19 protein-coding genes and 2 tRNA genes are annotated in these 15,917 nt (G+C 61.9%); 9 read left to right on the plus strand and 12 right to left on the minus strand.

Going from position 1 to position 15,917, the window contains the following annotated elements:
* The first annotated feature begins 18 nt into the window (after nucleotides 1–18).
* The gene (locus MHY24_RS07730) at nucleotides 19–1,047 is read left to right on the plus strand and encodes a prephenate dehydrogenase (protein WP_239229260.1); all 1,029 of its coding nucleotides are present in this window, start codon (nucleotides 19–21) and stop codon (nucleotides 1,045–1,047) included.
* On the opposite strand, the gene MHY24_RS07735 is transcribed toward MHY24_RS07730, so the two are convergent.
* From MHY24_RS07735 to MHY24_RS07780, 10 genes are all read right to left on the minus strand, one after another.
* Nucleotides 1,044–2,078 (minus strand): trypsin-like serine protease, encoded by a 1,035-nt coding sequence (locus MHY24_RS07735; protein WP_239229272.1) that lies wholly within the window; start codon nucleotides 2,076–2,078, stop codon nucleotides 1,044–1,046. The genes MHY24_RS07730 and MHY24_RS07735 overlap by 4 nt on opposite strands.
* A gap of 2 nt (nucleotides 2,079–2,080) precedes the next feature.
* Nucleotides 2,081–3,004 carry a DUF418 domain-containing protein gene (locus MHY24_RS07740; protein ID WP_239229274.1) on the minus strand — a complete coding sequence of 308 codons (924 nt, stop codon included), beginning with the start codon at nucleotides 3,002–3,004 and terminating at the stop codon, nucleotides 2,081–2,083.
* A gap of 177 nt (nucleotides 3,005–3,181) precedes the next feature.
* Complete coding sequence (locus tag MHY24_RS07745) at nucleotides 3,182–3,373, minus strand: hypothetical protein (protein WP_239229284.1); 192 nt, start codon at nucleotides 3,371–3,373, stop codon at nucleotides 3,182–3,184.
* 520 nt (nucleotides 3,374–3,893) lie between these two features.
* Nucleotides 3,894–3,966: transfer RNA gene (locus tag MHY24_RS07750), tRNA-Arg, on the minus strand.
* Nucleotides 3,967–4,085: 119 nt separating this feature from the next.
* Nucleotides 4,086–5,159: a GTP-binding protein gene (locus MHY24_RS07755; RefSeq protein ID WP_239229287.1), complete on the minus strand. Its 1,074-nt coding sequence runs from the start codon at nucleotides 5,157–5,159 to the stop codon at nucleotides 4,086–4,088.
* 50 nt (nucleotides 5,160–5,209) lie between these two features.
* A complete protein-coding gene (locus tag MHY24_RS07760) occupies nucleotides 5,210–6,784 on the minus strand; it encodes a DASS family sodium-coupled anion symporter (RefSeq protein WP_239229289.1) in 1,575 nt (524 codons plus the stop codon).
* Between the two features lie 260 nt (nucleotides 6,785–7,044).
* Complete coding sequence (gene mgtE / locus MHY24_RS07765) at nucleotides 7,045–8,409, minus strand: magnesium transporter (RefSeq protein ID WP_239229330.1); 1,365 nt, start codon at nucleotides 8,407–8,409, stop codon at nucleotides 7,045–7,047.
* Nucleotides 8,410–8,500: 91 nt separating this feature from the next.
* Nucleotides 8,501–9,280 carry an LppP/LprE family lipoprotein gene (locus MHY24_RS07770; RefSeq protein WP_239229332.1) on the minus strand — a complete coding sequence of 260 codons (780 nt, stop codon included), beginning with the start codon at nucleotides 9,278–9,280 and terminating at the stop codon, nucleotides 8,501–8,503.
* Nucleotides 9,281–9,324: 44 nt separating this feature from the next.
* On the minus strand, nucleotides 9,325–9,633 hold the full coding sequence (locus tag MHY24_RS07775; RefSeq protein WP_239229334.1) for a DUF202 domain-containing protein: 309 nt from the start codon (nucleotides 9,631–9,633) through the stop codon (nucleotides 9,325–9,327).
* Nucleotides 9,626–9,988: a YidH family protein gene (locus tag MHY24_RS07780; protein WP_204610495.1), complete on the minus strand. Its 363-nt coding sequence runs from the start codon at nucleotides 9,986–9,988 to the stop codon at nucleotides 9,626–9,628. Before MHY24_RS07780 ends, MHY24_RS07775 begins: the two co-directional genes overlap by 8 nt.
* 120 nt (nucleotides 9,989–10,108) lie before the next feature.
* On the opposite strand from MHY24_RS07780, the gene MHY24_RS07785 reads away from it, so the two are divergent.
* Nucleotides 10,109–10,492, plus strand: coding sequence for an NUDIX domain-containing protein (locus MHY24_RS07785; protein WP_204610497.1), 384 nt, complete (start codon nucleotides 10,109–10,111; stop codon nucleotides 10,490–10,492).
* Nucleotides 10,493–10,596: 104 nt separating this feature from the next.
* Nucleotides 10,597–10,800: a hemolysin III family channel protein gene (locus MHY24_RS07790; protein ID WP_239194009.1), complete on the plus strand. Its 204-nt coding sequence runs from the start codon at nucleotides 10,597–10,599 to the stop codon at nucleotides 10,798–10,800.
* Nucleotides 10,801–10,883: 83 nt separating this feature from the next.
* Here MHY24_RS07790 and MHY24_RS07795 read toward each other — a convergent pair.
* Nucleotides 10,884–10,972, minus strand: a tRNA-Ser gene (locus MHY24_RS07795).
* A 108-nt stretch (nucleotides 10,973–11,080) separates the two neighbouring features.
* Between MHY24_RS07795 and hisC the strand changes: the two genes are divergently transcribed.
* Both hisC and MHY24_RS07805 read left to right on the plus strand, forming a co-directional pair.
* Entirely contained in the window at nucleotides 11,081–12,133 is a 1,053-nt protein-coding gene (gene hisC, locus MHY24_RS07800) for a histidinol-phosphate transaminase (protein WP_239229336.1), read from the plus strand.
* Nucleotides 12,134–12,526 carry a phage holin family protein gene (locus MHY24_RS07805; protein ID WP_239194005.1) on the plus strand — a complete coding sequence of 131 codons (393 nt, stop codon included), beginning with the start codon at nucleotides 12,134–12,136 and terminating at the stop codon, nucleotides 12,524–12,526. It abuts the gene before it with no gap.
* Here the strand turns inward: MHY24_RS07805 and MHY24_RS07810 are convergent.
* On the minus strand, nucleotides 12,523–12,783 hold the full coding sequence (locus MHY24_RS07810; protein WP_239194003.1) for a MoaD/ThiS family protein: 261 nt from the start codon (nucleotides 12,781–12,783) through the stop codon (nucleotides 12,523–12,525). The two genes, MHY24_RS07805 and MHY24_RS07810, sit on opposite strands and share 4 nt — an antisense overlap.
* A gap of 59 nt (nucleotides 12,784–12,842) precedes the next feature.
* Between MHY24_RS07810 and MHY24_RS07815 the strand changes: the two genes are divergently transcribed.
* The 4 genes from MHY24_RS07815 to MHY24_RS07830 are packed head-to-tail and all read left to right on the plus strand — an operon-like array spanning nucleotide 12,843 to nucleotide 15,901.
* Nucleotides 12,843–13,979: a molybdopterin molybdotransferase MoeA gene (locus MHY24_RS07815; RefSeq protein ID WP_239194001.1), complete on the plus strand. Its 1,137-nt coding sequence runs from the start codon at nucleotides 12,843–12,845 to the stop codon at nucleotides 13,977–13,979.
* Entirely contained in the window at nucleotides 13,976–14,455 is a 480-nt protein-coding gene (locus tag MHY24_RS07820; protein WP_204610502.1) for a MogA/MoaB family molybdenum cofactor biosynthesis protein, read from the plus strand. The genes MHY24_RS07815 and MHY24_RS07820 overlap by 4 nt, the downstream gene beginning before the upstream one ends.
* A complete protein-coding gene (locus MHY24_RS07825; RefSeq protein ID WP_239193999.1) occupies nucleotides 14,445–14,906 on the plus strand; it encodes a molybdenum cofactor biosynthesis protein MoaE in 462 nt (153 codons plus the stop codon). The genes MHY24_RS07820 and MHY24_RS07825 overlap by 11 nt, the downstream gene beginning before the upstream one ends.
* Complete coding sequence (locus MHY24_RS07830; protein WP_239229339.1) at nucleotides 14,903–15,901, plus strand: ThiF family adenylyltransferase; 999 nt, start codon at nucleotides 14,903–14,905, stop codon at nucleotides 15,899–15,901. Before MHY24_RS07825 ends, MHY24_RS07830 begins: the two co-directional genes overlap by 4 nt.
* Nucleotides 15,902–15,917: the final 16 nt, after the last annotated feature.

Raw genomic sequence — 15,917 nt, forward strand, 5'->3', positions numbered from 1 at the left:
TGTGCCACAATTGTCATCGTGAGTTCTCAAGATGTTCAACGCCCTATCTGCATTATTGGCCTCGGCCTCATCGGCGGCTCTTTGCTGCGCGATCTCGCCGGATACAATCACCCCGTTTTTGGCTACAACCACTCCACGTCCGGCGCCCGCACTGCAGTAAAGCAGGGTTTTGACGTCACCGATGATCTTCCCGCAATTTTGACCCGCGCGGAAACGGAGAACGCGCTCATTGTCATAGCCGTGCCTATGGGCGCGGTGGGCGAGGTGCTCGACGCCATTCAGGAGCACGCGCCGAGCTGCGGTATTACGGACGTCGTTTCCGTTAAGACGGCCGTGCGCCAGCAGGTGCTGGAGCGCGGAATGGAGTCGCGCTACGTGGGCGGCCACCCGATGGCGGGCACGTCCAAGTCCGGCTGGGATAACTCGCAGAAGGACCTGTTCCGCCGCGCGGCGTGGGGCATTACCTATGACTACGCCGCCGAGTGCGAGGCACGCGGAGAAAAGATTCCGAAGCAGTGGATTGAGACCTTCACCGAGGTCGTGCGCATGACTCAGATGGTGCACGCAGAGGCGGTGCCTATCCGCGTGGCTAATCACGATGCCGCGGTGGCGCGCATCTCCCACCTACCACACGTCTTTGCGGAGATCCTCGCCGTGGTGGGCGATAACGGCGGAATCCTGGCGCAGTCCCTGTCCGCCGGTTCTTTCAAGGACGCTACCCGCGTGGCCGGCACGCACCCGGAGTTGGTGCAGCAGATGTGCGAGACCAATGCGCCGGCGTTGGTGGAGGCATTGGACGAGGCCATGGACTTGCTGCGCGATGCCCGCGAGAAGCTCGACTCCCCCGAGCCTTCCATCGCTGAGCTTTCCGACGCCGGCTACCGCGCCCGCACCCGCATCGACGCCCGCTCCGGCGCGCGCAAGGAATCGGTCTCCCCGGTCAAGATTTCTTCGCGCCCGGTGCTGCGCCTGCACCCAGGCGGCCCGAAGTGGGTGGCACAGTTGCGCCAATCCGAGTCCCTGGGCGGACGCATCGAGATTTTCTAGCCCTTGCGGCCGCGGTTGCGCAGACGGGGAATCCGCGCCAGCACCGCGGCGGCGATCAGGCCGATGGCGGCTATGCCCGCATAGAGCCCCGCATGATCTGCACTGGTCTGCGGGGTTTTCGGCGGTTCAGGGGTGGTCTTAGCGGAAAGGATGGCGCCTTTATCGCGGTCGCTCACCACGCCTTCTATCCAATCCTTGGTGCCGGCCAGCGTGGTGATTGCCGCGCTTGGCGAGGGCAAGTCCGGATCCCCATTCGCCGTTCCCGCGGTGGCCAGGCCGGCAAGCTTTCCGTCGACGAAGAAGGGACCGCCGGAGTCACCGCCCTGCATGCCGGCGCGGCCGGTGGAGTGCACATCAAGGATCGCGCTTTCAATCAGCGGCATCGCTTCGCCGGCCGGCACACTTTCTGTCCCCTCTGGTGCGCTGAGCCCCGGCATGGCCTCGGCCGCAGGAATGCTTTCTCCGCCAGCGGCATCCTCGGCGGCAACCTCGGCGCCAACCTCGGAGGCGTCTGCGGCACCTGGTGCGGTGGAGCTGGCGGGGCTAGCAGGGCCGGCGCCGAGGAGCTCGGCCACTTCCATCTCCGCCTGCGGCAGCTGGCCACGGCGTGCCATGGAGGAACTGCTGCTCCAGCCGTAAAGCGTGCCGCGCTGGCCAGGTTCTGGCACGTGAGTGGAAATCTCGGCCGGGGTGGTGTCGGTGACGGGGGTGGTGAGGTGGAGAAGGGCGGCGTCGGAAAGCGGAGATAGCGCCCAGGAATCGGCGTCGTAGGTGGTGCCATTGATGCGGGCCTGCGTGCCCTCGTTGTTGACGGACTCGAGGCAGTGGCGCGCGGTAAGGACCCACTGGGCGGCCACGAGGGTGCCGGTGCAATCGCCGAAGCTGCCCACGCGCCCGATTTTCAATTGCGCCACGGTGCGAGACTCGGCCGAGTCTTGGGCCGGCTCGCCGCGCTCGAGGGCGCTGGCAGGGGCGGCGGTTAATGCCACGATGCCGGCGGTAAGGAGGGCGGGGAAGATTTTGTGCTGCATGATTAGTCCTTCTTTCCGGCAGGAACGGCGATGGCGATGGTCTTAGCGACGGCCCATTCGGCCGGCCCCTTCCCTATCAGGCGGCGCCATAGGCTCGCGAGGACGAGAAAGAGGGCGATAAACGCGCAGGCCCACCCGGTGTTGTGGAGGGAAACGTGGCTCTGCCAGTAGTAAGCGGTGAGCACATGCAGGATGTAGATGCTTAGCGACATCGCGCCCAGCGCAGCAAAGGGATACGCCAACTTAGGCACCGTCCAACCGATAAGCAGGCATAGGTGCAGGACGATGGCGGCGACGGCGATGGATAGGACAATCTCTCCTAGCACGCCGGTGTGGCCGGTAAAGCGCAGCCAACCAGGCATATCCGGGTTAGAGCGGAAGTAAAAACCGGCAGCCGCAACGGCGGCCGCGATGGCGGTGGACACCCACTGGGCAGCGGCGCGGGAGCTGCGGATATAGACCTCATAGAGCAGCATGCCAGCGAGGAAATAGGCGCAATAGGCCAGCAGTGGATAGACCTGCGGAAGGGTCAGCGGCGCATATTTTATGGTCGCGGCAGCGGTGGCGGCGGCGAGGAGCAGGGGCTTCCACCACCAGCGCAGCGGCGGGACCCAGGACACCAGGATCATCGTGATGCCGATGACCACGAGGACGATTTGAATCTCGCCGCCCACGGGCAGCAGGGCAAGGCCGATAAACGTAATTATGCAGCCGCGGGCGATGATGCGCAGGAACGTAGTCGCCGTGAAATCGCGGGAAATAAGCATCAACGTGACGCCGGCCAGAACGGCGAATAGTGCGGCGGGCAGGCCATTTAAAATGACCTTGGTATGCCACACCAAGGAGGCCATATGCAAAACTATCATGCCGATAATCGCAAGTGAGCGGGCTATATCGAGCCCTACAATGCGCGAGGGTGCTAACACCTAGCGTTCTCCTTCAAGACGGAGGGGAACGCGTCACCGCGCTCCCCTTGTTAATAAAGACTTTCTTTTTCTACTAAGTCTGTCTGGAAGGTTGCTGCAAATATTTTATACGTGTCCTGCATTTTATAAGTGGATTGAGTGAGACTTGTGTGGAGCACGGTGTACAGCGGTGCGGGACTAGTCACGGAAGGAACTATCGCGGCGCTTGCGCGAACGGGAAGGATCGGTGGCCAGCTTTAGAAGCGGGGCTGCGGCGATGCCGACGGCTAAGCCTGCCAAAAAGAGCCAGAAAACGCCAGACCCTAGCCACAGCAGGAGGCCAAGGATGGCGCCGGCAATGAGGCCGGGAACAAGGACGGAAGACTTCATAGATCGAGCCTTGGGTGGGGCGAACTAGATACAAGAAAAGCCGCCCGAAGGCGGCTGATTTTGTGCGCCCGGAGGTGTCTGAGTTCATGACATATTTGACAGTCTGTGCCTGAGGGAATCGTCGTGATGCTTGACAGGTGAGCCGCGACATATTTGACGCTTAGGGCTACCTTACCGTGTCGGGTGATGCTTGACTGGTGAGTCGGGACATGTTTGACACTATGAACAGTCCTAACCGCAATATGGCCATCGTCAAAGCTGTACGCCAATCCGGTGGCGTCGAAATAGAGTGCGGCCATTCAGGGCCTAAGGCACCTTCTAGAGCCCAAGAGGGAAAGGGCTCCGCCCGTCAGACGTAGGTGTTCTTACGGCGTCTTGGTACTGCTGCTTGGAACGATGCGCCCTGGCACTGCTCGCCTGTTCGAAGAAACCGGCACCCCAGAACAAAAAGCAACTGGAATGCCGGTTTGTTAACGATGTCGCGACTCATCTGTCAAACATGTCGCGACTCATGACATTGTGCGCCCGGAGGGATTCGAACCCCCAACCTTCTGATCCGTAGTCAGATGCTCTATCCGTTGAGCTACGGGCGCAGACCGTTGGTAAGCAGTGCGTGTGCTCTGCTGTGCAACGAGAATTTACTATACCCACGGTCCGGAAAACTAACAAATCGCCTGTTCACCCGCCGTTCACCTGACGGAAACGGAGGCAATTAGGAAGCGATGAGGGCGGCAACTTCGGCGTCGGAAAGCAAGGCACCCTGAAGCGCCCTGAGGGTGGACCGGTGATCGAAGTCGATACCGATAAGGACAATTTCGGTACCGGGCGTCACATCATTTGCAGCCCAGAGCGAAGCGGGCAGGATTTGAAGGTTAGGCCCAGCCTGCTGCCAAGCGTGGGCGAGTTGAAGATCGGTATCGAGCCAGCAATACCCCTTAGAGCGCACCAGGCCGGTACTGGCACGAAGGGCGGCGAGCAGACGGTCGCGGTTAAAGGGGCGGTCGGCGCGGAAAACGACGGAGGAAATGCCATATTCCTCGGTTTCGGGCGTGTGCGGCTTAGCCAGCTCCTCGGTGTAGCCATGGTAAGTCGCGGCAGTGGCGGCGTCGTACAGGTGGGCATCAAGGACCAGCCGTGGGTCAATGGCACCATCGGTGACCATTACGACTCGAGCACGGGGGTTCATAGCGCGAACGGTCGCGATGACGCGTTCGGTTTCGGCAGCATCAACCAGATCGGTCTTGGTAACAAGGATGAGGTCAGCAAACTCGACTTGGTCCACGAGTAGGTCCGCCACGGTGCGATCATCGCTGGGTGTGGCCTCAATATTCTCGGACGCGAGGCTCTTGCCGCGACGCAGGTAATCAAGAAAGGTGGAAGCATCCACGAGAGAGACCATGGTGTCAATAGGGGCGACGTCGGCAAGCGTGGTGCCGTCCGCAAACTCCCATTCAAAGGTGGCGGCCACGGGCATAGGCTCGGAAATACCAGTGGACTCGATGACGATCTGATCGAAGCGGCCGGAGCGGGCCAGCTTACCTACGGATTCGATGAGATCTTCGCGCAGGGTGCAGCAGATACAGCCATTGGATAGCTCGACAAAGCGGTCCTCGCCGCGCTCGAGGTGCCCTTCGCCAGCAACGAGGGCGGCATCGATATTTACCTCGGAGAAGTCGTTGACGATGACGGCAAGCTTGCGCCCTTCGCGGTTGGCAAGCAGGTGGTTCAAGAGCGTGGTTTTTCCGCTGCCCAAAAATCCGGACAGTACAGTAACGGGTGTAGCCATTCCCTAATGGTAACGTTTTTCATTAGGGAATGGCTACGAAGCTCCTAATCTTAAATGGACAGGCCGAAGATTGGCACTGCCAGCAAGTACACCGTCAGCGTGATGAGGAAGATGCCGATGATATTGAGGCCAAGGCCACCCTTGATCATCTCGCCAATCTTGACGTAGCCAGAACCATAGGCAATGGCGTTCGGCGGGGTAGCGACAGGAAGCATGAATGCGCAGGTTGCCGCGAGGGCCACCGGGATGGTGAGGAGAAGGACGTTGATATCGCCATCGGCAGTAAGCCCCACGCCCACGGCAACACCACCCATAATCGGGATAAACGTAGCCGCCGTCGCGGTATTGGAGGTGATCTCCGTCAGGAAGAGCACCAGCGCAGCCACGGCAGAGACGATGAGGACAACCGGCAGGACGCTTAGCCCCTTGGCCATCTCACCAATCCACAGGGACAGGCCGGAGGAATTAAAGACCGAGGACAGCGACAGGCCGCCGCCGAAGAGCAGGAGGACGTCCCACGGCATTTCATTGGCCGTCTTCCAGTCCAGCAAACGGATGCGGCGCTGGTTATCCGCGGGCAGGATAAAGAGCAAGGTGCCGGCGGCGATACCCACGATGGCATCGTCATAATTCTCAAATTTCTTGAGGACCAAAGGCAGGGTAACCCAGGCTGCGGCGGCGAGGACAAAGATGATGCCGGTCATGATCTGAGGGCGGGTCCAGGGGCCGAGTGCCTTAATTTCGTCGTTAATGAGCTCGCGCCCGCCTGGAATATCCTTCATCTCCGGCTTGAAAATGGTGATAAGCAGGGCCCAGGCAATCAGCAAGAAGATCACGGCGAGCGGCACACCGACCGCCATCCACCGGCCGAAGCCGAGGGTCACGCCCCAGGTATCGGCCATATATGCATTGAGGAAGGCATTCGGCGGGGTGCCGATGAGCGTACCCAGCGAACCGATGGAGGCGGAATACGCGATACCGAGCATCAGTGCCGTGGCAAACTTCTTTTGCTTATCCCAACCACCTACGGTTTCCGCGGTCAGCGCGAGCACCGAGGTACCGATCGGCAGCATCACCACTGCCGTGGCGGTATTAGATACCCACATGGACAAAAAGCCGGTAGCCAGCATGAATCCCAAGATCAGGCGCTTGGGCGAGGTGCCGATGATCTTCACCACGTATAGCGCTAAGCGGCGGTGCAGGTTCCAGCGCTGCAGGGCAAGCGCAATCAGGAAGCCACCCATGAACAAGAAAATGGTGGCGGACGCGTATGGGGCGCCTACTTCCTTAATCGTGCCCACACCGGCGAGCGGGAAGATGATCAGCGGCAGCAGCGCGGTGGCGGCGAGCGGAATGGCCTCCGTCATCCACCACACACCCATCAAGATGGTTACTGCGGCGACGGTGCGGATGGCACTGAGCGTGTACTCGGCTTCCGGATCTGCACCCGCGGAGCCCTGTACGGTCTCGATCGCATTCGAGGGGAAGATAAAGAAGACCAGTACGGCCAAGCCCAAGCCAATGAAGAGGCCGATGAACTGGCGGCGCCACTCGCTGCGCGGCGCTCCGGGGGCCTCGTCACCTTCGGTGTGGGCGGTAGATTCGTGAGTATGCGGGGTGGTCATACCGCGCGCTCCTTCACTTAGAGGGGATTGTGCTGTGGGTTATGCTCCGTATTTCCCAGTTTATTAGCTAGGCCGAGGCAGCAGACCGAAAGTTATCCAGTTCACTGCGAAGCATGCACTGACCATACAAAACATGTGACGCAGAAACCATATCCCGCCACACGCAAGCACCCCCGCACCCCCATAGAGCACACATCGCACCTGCCTGAAACCGGAAATGTCCCCACCACTTCCCCACCCCCGAACCGCAGGGAGGTGTGCTAGATGCCCAGCACGGTCTTGGCAATCAGGAAGTAGATAATCAGGCCCGTGGCGTCGCAAAAGGTAGAAATGAAGGGGTTGGAAAAGACCGCCGGATCGGCGCCGATGGTCTTAGCCACGATGGGCATAAGCCCGCCGACGGTCGCGGAAATGGAACAGATCAAAAACAGCGTCGAGCCGATGACGAGGCCGATGCTTAGGCCATAGACCAGGGTGGCCAGCGCCAGGCCGGCTAGTCCTAGCACGGCGCCGAGCAGCATGCCGACGCGCAGCTCGCGCAACATGACGGCGAGAAGGTCGCGCGTGCGGACGTCGCCCAGCGCCAAGGCACGCGTCACCGTGGTAGCCGCCTGGTTGCCGGTATTACCGCCGGTGCCGGTCAGCAGCGGAATAAATAGCGAGAGAACCACGGCCTTGGCCAGTGTGTCTTCGAAGGAATCGAGTACCTGCACCGTCAGCAGCGCAGAGACGGCCAGCACAAGCAGCCACACGATGCGCGAACGCACCAGCTTGAGCAGCGGAGTGGACAGGTACGGCTGCTGGAGGGCCTCGGTACCGCCGGCGCGGGCGGAGTCCTCACTATCTTCTTCCTCCACGATGTCGGTAGCATCATCCCACGTCAGCAGGCCAACGAGGCGGTGCGAATCATCCACAATGGGCAACGCGAGGATATCCAATGGCAGGAACCAACGCGCGGTTTCCTCGGCATCAGCACTGGCACGAGCAAAGATGGGATCGTGCATAATATCGGCCATGGTCAAAGCGGCATCTGCGGTAAAGATTTCACGCAGGCTCACCACGCCCACTAGGCGTCGATCTTCGCGCGTGATGGGCACGGTATAGATGGTTTCTAGCTCATTCGCCGTCTCCCGCAGTTTGAATAGCGCGTCCTTAACGCTCATCTCTGGATGGATTACGGGCACCTCGGGCGACATGCGGCGGCCCACCGAGCCCTTGTCATAGCCCAGCACCACGCCCGTGACATCGCGCTTGGATTGAGTCAGCGAGCGCAGCAGGCGGTCCGCGATTTCCGCGGGAAGCTCGTCCAACAAGGCCACGCGGTCTTCTGGGTCGAGCTCATCAAAGAACTCATAGACATCGGAATTGCCCAGCTCATCGATGATATCCGCCTGGTGCTTGGCATCGAGGGCATCAAAGACGGCGATCGATTTTTGGCGCGGCAGCAGGCGCAGGGCCAGCGCCGCACGGATGGCATTTTGCCGCTCGACGACGGCGATGAGATCCTGCAGCGGCACCCTATCCAAAAGTTCTTGCAGGCGCGGGGCCTTTTGTGGATCGATGGCGTCTTCTTGTTTCAGCCACGCTTCGACGATATCGCTAGCCTGATTGGTGGTCTCCGCCATCGCCCTACCCTGCCTTTCTTGCCTCTGGGATTTAGCTCCCTGAGTATTATTTACAGCCCATTTAGACTACGCCATGCTGCAGGGAATGGCGCTAGCCGGCAACCTGCCGGTGACCGGTTACCGCAAGGTGCGGCGTATCCCCGTCCAACGTGAGGTTTCCGGTGAACTCTTGGGTAGCGCAGCAGGCCGGGTCACCGTCAGCATAGGCACGCCAGGTAACGGTGACCGTGTCTTTGGTCCACTGCAGCTGCTGGATATGCCCGCGCGCGGGTGGCATTCCCTCGCGTTCCCAATCATCCACCTTGGTGATGTAATTCAGGTCGTTGTCATAGATGAGCAAATTATCCGGCCAGCCCACGCCGCCTTTATTGCAGACATAAGTAATAACGGCCTCGTCTTTACCATCGCCGTTAATATCCGCGTACGCGCCCTTTGGCGTATCGTCCTGATTCAACTTCAGGCCCGCCGCGGCGACGTCATAGAGCATCCCGGTCTTAAGATGCTGTGGTAGCTGGCCGCCTTCCAAGTTGCCCGCTTGGTTATCGCACAACGCCGGCACCCATAGGGAATCGAGGGCCTCTACCGGGATGATTTTATTTTCCCCGCCGCCCTCGGCGTCCTTGTCTGCATCGTTTTCATCTTTATCCGCTGCGGCTTCGGTGGTGGTTTCTTCTGCCGGGGAGTCCGTGGCCGAGGACTGAGACTCGGCCTCTGTATCGGATGCGGCCGCCGCAGAGGAGCTCGGGGCAGTGCCGGTGAAATTCGGCTTATCCGCGGACTCGGTGGAGTCAGTGGAATTGGAACAGCCGCTCAAGGCGGCGACGGCGGTCACCGCGAGGACGGCAAGAGGGAGAGATAGGGATTTAGACATAGGCATAATATACAGCGCTGCGGCTCCCCGAGCCGGGTGAAAACCTAGAAGAAGAGCCCCCACAGTGCGAAAGAGGCCAGCAGGGACACGAGTCCCGCGGTGCTCGCAAGGATGACCGCGTGCGAGAGGGAACGGTGGGTGGACAAGGCGGCGTCGACAAGCGCGGCACGCTGCCACACAGCCAAGGCCAACGCCACAACGCCGGCGGCCAGGAAGACCAGTGGCAAGAAGACGTGCACGCTTACCGCCCGCATTACCCCCAGCACCACCAAGGACAACGCCAGAAGGGTGCGCTGCCACGATAGGCGGGTGCGTTCGGGCTGCAGGCCGGGATCAAAAAGTGGGCTAGCCAAGGAACTCGCCCACTACAAGCGCGCCCGCTACCACCATGATCGCCACGACGAGCACCGGGATGGCAAAGCTAAAGGGCAACGGGCGTTCCTCGCGCATCGCGCGTTCGGACTGCTTCCAATGCACCCATGCCACGAGCGGCAGAATAATGGCGACGACCAGCATAAATACCGACACTGCAGAGCGCAATTCAGCCGGCAGGGGAACGTCAAAGGCCTCCAGCGCCACGCCACCAGCAATCAAAGCCAGGGAGGTGCGGATCCATGCCAAGAACGTGCGTTCATTAGCAAGCGTGAAACGCGGATCAGGGTCGGTGCCAACCGCGAACACCGAGCGGGGAAACCTCGAGTCACTCATGGGTACCACTTTATATTCATTTGCCATCCGCGTCGTGATAAGCCCGACGGTCTGTGTGTGGGCGCGAGTGGGTACCAGGCTTTCTGAATTAATCCGCTGCCGCGAGTTATAGTCGGGCACATGATTGAAGTTGCCGCCGTAGTTTTCCGTAATTCCTTTGGCCATGTCCTCACCGTGCGCAAGGAGTCTTCCACCAAGTTCCAGCTGCCCGGCGGCAAGCTAGAGGTCGGCGAAACCCCAGTACAGGCCGCGGCCCGCGAGGTCGCAGAGGAAATCGGCGTTGATGTCCGCCTCCCTGAGCTATCCCCACTCGGGACCTTCGATGCCCCGGCCGCCAACGAACCCGGCGAGACCGTGCGCGGACGCATCTTTACTTATCCGCGCCCCGTCCTTGCCCGCGCTGCCGCAGAAATTGCCGAAATCGCGTGGGTCGACCCCACCAACCCGGACCGCGAGCTCGCCCACCTCTTGCGCGACGAGGTCTTTCCCGCCTTGCGTCCCTAACCCCCGACCGGCTCTAAGGCGCTTTCTCGCTTCCTATTGCACCTCCTAGGAGGTTAACTTAAAGTTATTTTCATCAGGACTTATTGATGAAAGGACACCCCGCCATGCCGCAACCATCCACACCTGGGCCTATCACAACGATTTGTATCCTCGTCCTCGGAGTTATTAGCTCTGTTATCGCCATTCTCTTGGTGCCCGCCCTCTTCCACGAGGTCACTTCTTTGCGTGCTGCGGCATTTACCGGAAGCTTTATCTTCGGCACCGGCATGCTCGTGCTCTTCCGCCGCTGCGCCGCGTACCAGCGCTAATAGCAGAATTCTTAACCCTTAACCAGAGCTTTGCGCCGCCACCTGAAATGAGAAAATCCCGAGCTCGCACGCTCGGGATTAGATGGCGGAGATGAGAGGATTCGAACCTCCGGACCCCAGAAGGGTCAACTCCTTAGCAGGGAGCCCCATTCGGCCGCTCTGGCACATCTCCACGGTTCGCAAGGAACCTCGTTTGAGAATACCTGCCTGCCCCGCCGCTGCCAAACTAGCCCCCTGCTTTCGCGCCCGCAGCAAAGATGCAGGCCCTAAAGTGGGAGGCATGATTCGCCCAGACCTGAAAGCCATCCCCGCCTACGTCGCCGGTGCGCGCAACGATGACGCGCTCAAGCTCTCCTCTAATGAGGCGGCGCACCCGCCGCTGCCGGAGGCGGCCGCGGCCATGGCGGAGGCCGTGACGAAGGCCAACCGTTACCCGGATATTGCGGCCACCGCGCTGCGCGAGGACCTCGCCGCGCACCTGGGTGTGGAGTATGGACAGGTTGCGGTGGGCACCGGATCGTCCGCGCTGTGCCAACAGCTGGTGGAAATTGCCGCTACCCCTGGTGAAGAGGTCCTCTTCCCCTGGCGCTCCTTCGAGGCCTACCCCATCTTCGCCCAGGTAGTCGGCGCCCACCCCATCCCGGTTCCGCTAGGTGCAGACCAGCGCGTGGATCTGCCGGCAATGGCGCACAAGATTACAGACAAGACCCGGCTCATCTTCGTGTGCAATCCCAATAACCCGTCCGGCACCACGGTGACCAAGGAGGAGTTCGCCGCCTTCATGGATGCCGTGCCTGCCGACGTCCTCGTTGCCCTTGACGAGGCCTATATCGAATACAACCGCGCCACCAATATTCCGCTGGGTACGGAGCTGGTGGGCACCTATCCCAACCTGGTGTGCCTGCGCACCTTCTCAAAGGCTTATGGCCTGGCCGGGGTGCGCATCGGTTATGCCTTTGGCCCGGAAAATATTATTGAGGCCCTCAATAAAGTGGCCATCCCCTTCTCCGCCAGCACCGTGGCACAGGTTGGTGCCCGCGCGGCACTGGCGGCGCAGGATTCGCTGCGGGAGCGCACCGATGAGGCCGTCGCCCAGCGCGAGCGCCTAGAAGAAGCCTTGCAGGACTGGGGAGTGCCGCATTCCGAGGCAAACCACGTCTGGTTGCCGGCCGCGAATCTGGCCCGCCTTGGTACCCCGCAGGAGGTGGCCGCTCGCCTGGCCGAACGTGGCGTGCTCGTGCGCGCGTTTAGCGAAGGCCTACGCATTACCGTGACCACCGAAAAAGAAACCGACACCCTGCTTAAGGCGTGGAACGCAACCGTAGGAGGCTAAATGCGCTCACTCATTAACTTTGCCCTGAACGTCTTTGCCATCGCGGTGGCGCTGTGGGCGGTGGTCGCCGTAATCCCCGGCATCACCATTACCCCAGCAGAGACCGGTAATTTCATCGCCATCGCCATCGTCTTCATCATTATTAATGCCGTGGTCATGCCGGTGCTGCGCGTCCTCGGCACGCCGCTGACCTGCCTGACGCTCGGACTTTTCTCCCTCGTCATCAACGGCGCCGCGCTCATCATCGTGGAGTGGGCGCTCAATTCCCTGGACCTGGGAATCGGCCACCTCGTCATCGACTCCTGGGGCGCCGCGATCATCGGCGCCATCGTGCTGTCCATCGTCAGCAGCGTCATCAACTTCTTTACTAGCCCGCTGCGGCAGCGCGATTAGCCGCCCGCAAACGGCGGCAGGACGTCCACCCGGGTGACGCCAGCCAGTGGGGAATCCATGGCGGTGTTCCCGGCGCCGTCGATAAGAAAGCTACAGCGCCCCAAGACCTCTTTCAGGCTCATGCCGGCCTCGGTGGTGCCGGTATGTTCCCTGCCCAGCTGTGCCACCAGATCACCCAAGGTGGCGGGGGCTTCTACCTGCTCAGAAGCCACGCCCGCAGCGGCGCGGGCGGCGGCGAAATAGTGAACGGTCAACATGCCCTCTACTATGCCCCGCACGCCCATGCCATGTCGAGACCGCGGGTAAACTAGCCGCCATGCGCACACCCGAGACTCACGCGCGCGAGGTCGCCGCGGCCCTGCCCGCACGCCAGGCGACCACCGTGCCCCTCACCCAGGCGCAGGATATGGTTCTGGCTGCGGATATCCACGCCGGCTTCCCCTCCCCTCGCTTTGATAACTCCCAGATGGATGGCTACGCCCTCCCGCAGTGTGCGGCTGGGACCTACCCGGTGGGCCCCACCATCGCGGCCGGCACTGAGCCCGCCCAGGTACTCGACAGTCCGCTTTCCAGCGCCTGCCCCATCATGACCGGCGCCAAGGTACCGGAAGGAACTGCAGCCATCGTGCCCATCGAGCGCTGCGAACCACAAGAATTCCTCGCTCCGGGCGGCCGCATTACCGTGCCAGAGACCTCGCCAGGCCAATTCATCCGCCGCACCGGCTCCGACTTGGAAGAAGGCGCCCTCCTCGCCGCCCGCGGCGATAAGCTCACGCCGGTGCGCTTGGCCGCCCTCGCTTCCCAAGGAATCGCCGAGGTAGAGGTCTACCGCCCCGCCCGCATCCTCATCTGCACCGGCGGCGCGGAAATCGGCCACGGCAGCGCCGCCATTCCGGATGCCAATGCGCCACTCTTGACGGCAATGGCCCAACGCGCCGGCATCGACGTCGCCGGCTATATCACTACCGACGATGACCCACAGGCCCTAGAGCGCGCTTTCACGGAGGCCATCGCGCAACACCACCCGGATGCCATCATTACCTCAGGCGGAATCTCCGCCGGGAAATTTGAAGTAGTCCGCCAGGTACTCGATGGCTGGTTCGGCCATGTGGACCAGCAACCCGGTGGCCCGCAGGGCATCGCCGCATTCGACGGCACGCCGGTAATCAGCCTGCCCGGAAACCCCATTTCCACCTTGGTAAGTTTCCGCCTCTTCGTCGCCCCTGCGCTCGGTTGGGCTCCGCGGCCTTTCCTCGTCCCCCTTGCCGCGGGCGTCGAGGGCCTCCCGCACAAGGACCAATTTCGCCGCGGGCGCGTCGATTCCCGCGCCCATATCCTCGGTGGTGCCAGCTCCCACCTGCTCGCCCAAGCGGCAGACGCCACCCATCTCATCCGCATTCCTGCCGGTCAACGCTTGGAAGAAGGCCAAGAAGTTGAGGTTTACCCACTATGAGTCCACAGCGCACCGCCATCGTCATCGTCGCCTCTACCCGCGCCGCCGCGGGCATCTACGACGACCGCTCCGGCCCCATCGCGGTGGACTTCTTGCGTCGCAAGGGCTTTGACTGCCCCGACGCGCGCATCGTCCCCGATGCCGATATTGCCGCCGCCGTTGCCGCCGCCTTTGCGGAAAAGCCCGCGGTCATCTTGACTTCTGGCGGCACTGGGCTGACACACGATGACCAGACGGTAGAGGCCGTAGCACCACACATCACCCGCGAGCTTCCTGGCATCGCGGTCGCCTTCTGGCAGAAGGGATTGGAAAGCGTGCCCACCGCGGTGGCCTCCCGCGCCATCGCCGGCGTCAATGACTCCACCTTTGCCATGACTCTTCCCGGTTCTACCGGCGGGGTAAAAGACGGCTGCGCGGTTTTGGAAGAATTGATCGTTCCGATCGTCGATATGTTAGAAGGAAAACATGAGCACTGATCCCTCCTATGTGGCCGAGCAAACCGGCCGCACCATTGGCACGCTGCTGAGTGATCAACCCCTTGAATCCCTCCTTGCCGCTGCCAAGGAAGAGGCCGCCACGGCCGCCATGGGTGCTGTAGTCACGTTTGAAGGGGTTGTGCGCGATCACGATGGCGGCCGGCCGAATGTCACCCTGCTTTCCTATAGCGCCCACCCATCCGCGCCAGAGAAGCTGCAAGACGTCACCGATTCCGTCGCAGCCAACCACCCTGTGCGCCTGTGGGCCGCCCACCGCACGGGGGATCTCAAGGTCGGCGACCTCGCCTTTGCCGTAGTAGCTGCCGCCGCGCACCGCGGCGATGCATTCCGTGCCGCCGAGGAATGCGCCGATCGCGTCAAGGCAGAGGTCCCCATCTGGAAGGAGCAAAGCCACGGCGATGGCTCCACCAATTGGGTGGGCCTGGAATGAGTATCCGCTATGCCCGCCAGGAAGCGCTCTGGGGCGAGGAGGGCCAGCGCAAGCTCAGCGATGCCCACGTAGCGGTCATTGGCGCCGGCGGCCTGGGCTCCCCGGCCCTGCTTTACCTCGCCGGCGCGGGTGTGGGCCGCATTTCGCTTTTCGACGACGACGTGGTCTCCCCCTCCAACCTGCACCGCCAAGTCATCCACACCACCGCCGCCATCGGCACACCGAAGACAGATTCCGCGGCGGCCGCCGTCCGCGCACTCAATCCAGAGGTGGACATCACCTACCACGGCCGCCTCGAATCAGCGACGGCGCTGAAACAATTGCGCGGCTGCGATCTCATCCTCGATGGCACCGATAACTTCGACGCCCGCTACCTCAGCTCCTGGGCCGCCCACGAGCTCGGCATCCCCCACGTATGGGCCTCCATCCTCGGCTTCGATGCTCAGCTCAGCGTTTTCTGGTCCGGCCACGGCCCCGTCTACGAGGATGTCTTTCCTACAGCTCCCGCACCCGGCGAGGTTCCTTCCTGCTCACAGGCCGGAGTCCTAGGACCAGTGGTCGGCGTTGTCGGCTCAGCCATGGCGCTCGAAGCCCTCAAACTCATCACCGGCGTGGGCACCCCACTCATCGGCACGCTCGGCTACTTCGACGCCCTATCGGGTACCTGGGAATACATTCCCCTCCAGCCCACCGGCGCACAACCAACCCAGCCTGCCGACGCCCCCGAGGTCCGCGAGGTTCCCCCGCACGCCCCGCTTATCGACGTCCGCACCTCCCCCGAGCGTGCCCAATCCGCCATCCCCAATTCCACTCACTTTGAGCTCGACCGCATCCTCGCCGGCGAAGATCCCGACATCGAACCAGATGCTGCGGCCGTTATCTACTGCGCCAGCGGCATCCGCTCCGCCCAAGCCGTCGATGTCCTCCGCAAACGCGGCTTCCCCCACGTCGTCTCCTTGCGCGGCGGCATCAATTCCTGGCTCGAGCAGCAGTAACCGAATGCCCCTTGGC

It is taken from the genome of Corynebacterium sp. ACRPQ (assembly GCF_022347225.1).
Classification (GTDB): Bacteria; Actinomycetota; Actinomycetes; order Mycobacteriales; family Mycobacteriaceae; genus Corynebacterium; species Corynebacterium tuberculostearicum_D.

What these genes read in the sequence shown, in the direction of transcription:
- MHY24_RS07815 (WP_239194001.1), top strand. Translation starts at nt 12,843, where the DNA reads ATGCGCACACCCGAGACTCACGCGCGCGAGGTCGCCGCGGCCCTGCCC.
- hisC (WP_239229336.1), top strand. Translation starts at nt 11,081, where the DNA reads ATGATTCGCCCAGACCTGAAAGCCATCCCCGCCTACGTCGCCGGTGCG.
- MHY24_RS07755 (WP_239229287.1), bottom strand. Translation starts at nt 5,159, where the DNA reads ATGGCTACACCCGTTACTGTACTGTCCGGATTTTTGGGCAGCGGAAAA.
- MHY24_RS07805 (WP_239194005.1), top strand. Translation starts at nt 12,134, where the DNA reads ATGCGCTCACTCATTAACTTTGCCCTGAACGTCTTTGCCATCGCGGTG.
- MHY24_RS07810 (WP_239194003.1), bottom strand. Translation starts at nt 12,783, where the DNA reads ATGTTGACCGTTCACTATTTCGCCGCCGCCCGCGCCGCTGCGGGCGTG.
- MHY24_RS07760 (WP_239229289.1), bottom strand. Translation starts at nt 6,784, where the DNA reads ATGACCACCCCGCATACTCACGAATCTACCGCCCACACCGAAGGTGAC.
- MHY24_RS07830 (WP_239229339.1), top strand. Translation starts at nt 14,903, where the DNA reads ATGAGTATCCGCTATGCCCGCCAGGAAGCGCTCTGGGGCGAGGAGGGC.
- MHY24_RS07735 (WP_239229272.1), bottom strand. Translation starts at nt 2,078, where the DNA reads ATGCAGCACAAAATCTTCCCCGCCCTCCTTACCGCCGGCATCGTGGCA.
- MHY24_RS07785 (WP_204610497.1), top strand. Translation starts at nt 10,109, where the DNA reads ATGATTGAAGTTGCCGCCGTAGTTTTCCGTAATTCCTTTGGCCATGTC.
- MHY24_RS07820 (WP_204610502.1), top strand. Translation starts at nt 13,976, where the DNA reads ATGAGTCCACAGCGCACCGCCATCGTCATCGTCGCCTCTACCCGCGCC.
- mgtE (WP_239229330.1), bottom strand. Translation starts at nt 8,409, where the DNA reads ATGGCGGAGACCACCAATCAGGCTAGCGATATCGTCGAAGCGTGGCTG.
- MHY24_RS07770 (WP_239229332.1), bottom strand. Translation starts at nt 9,280, where the DNA reads ATGTCTAAATCCCTATCTCTCCCTCTTGCCGTCCTCGCGGTGACCGCC.
- MHY24_RS07745 (WP_239229284.1), bottom strand. Translation starts at nt 3,373, where the DNA reads ATGAAGTCTTCCGTCCTTGTTCCCGGCCTCATTGCCGGCGCCATCCTT.
- MHY24_RS07790 (WP_239194009.1), top strand. Translation starts at nt 10,597, where the DNA reads ATGCCGCAACCATCCACACCTGGGCCTATCACAACGATTTGTATCCTC.
- MHY24_RS07780 (WP_204610495.1), bottom strand. Translation starts at nt 9,988, where the DNA reads ATGAGTGACTCGAGGTTTCCCCGCTCGGTGTTCGCGGTTGGCACCGAC.
- MHY24_RS07825 (WP_239193999.1), top strand. Translation starts at nt 14,445, where the DNA reads ATGAGCACTGATCCCTCCTATGTGGCCGAGCAAACCGGCCGCACCATT.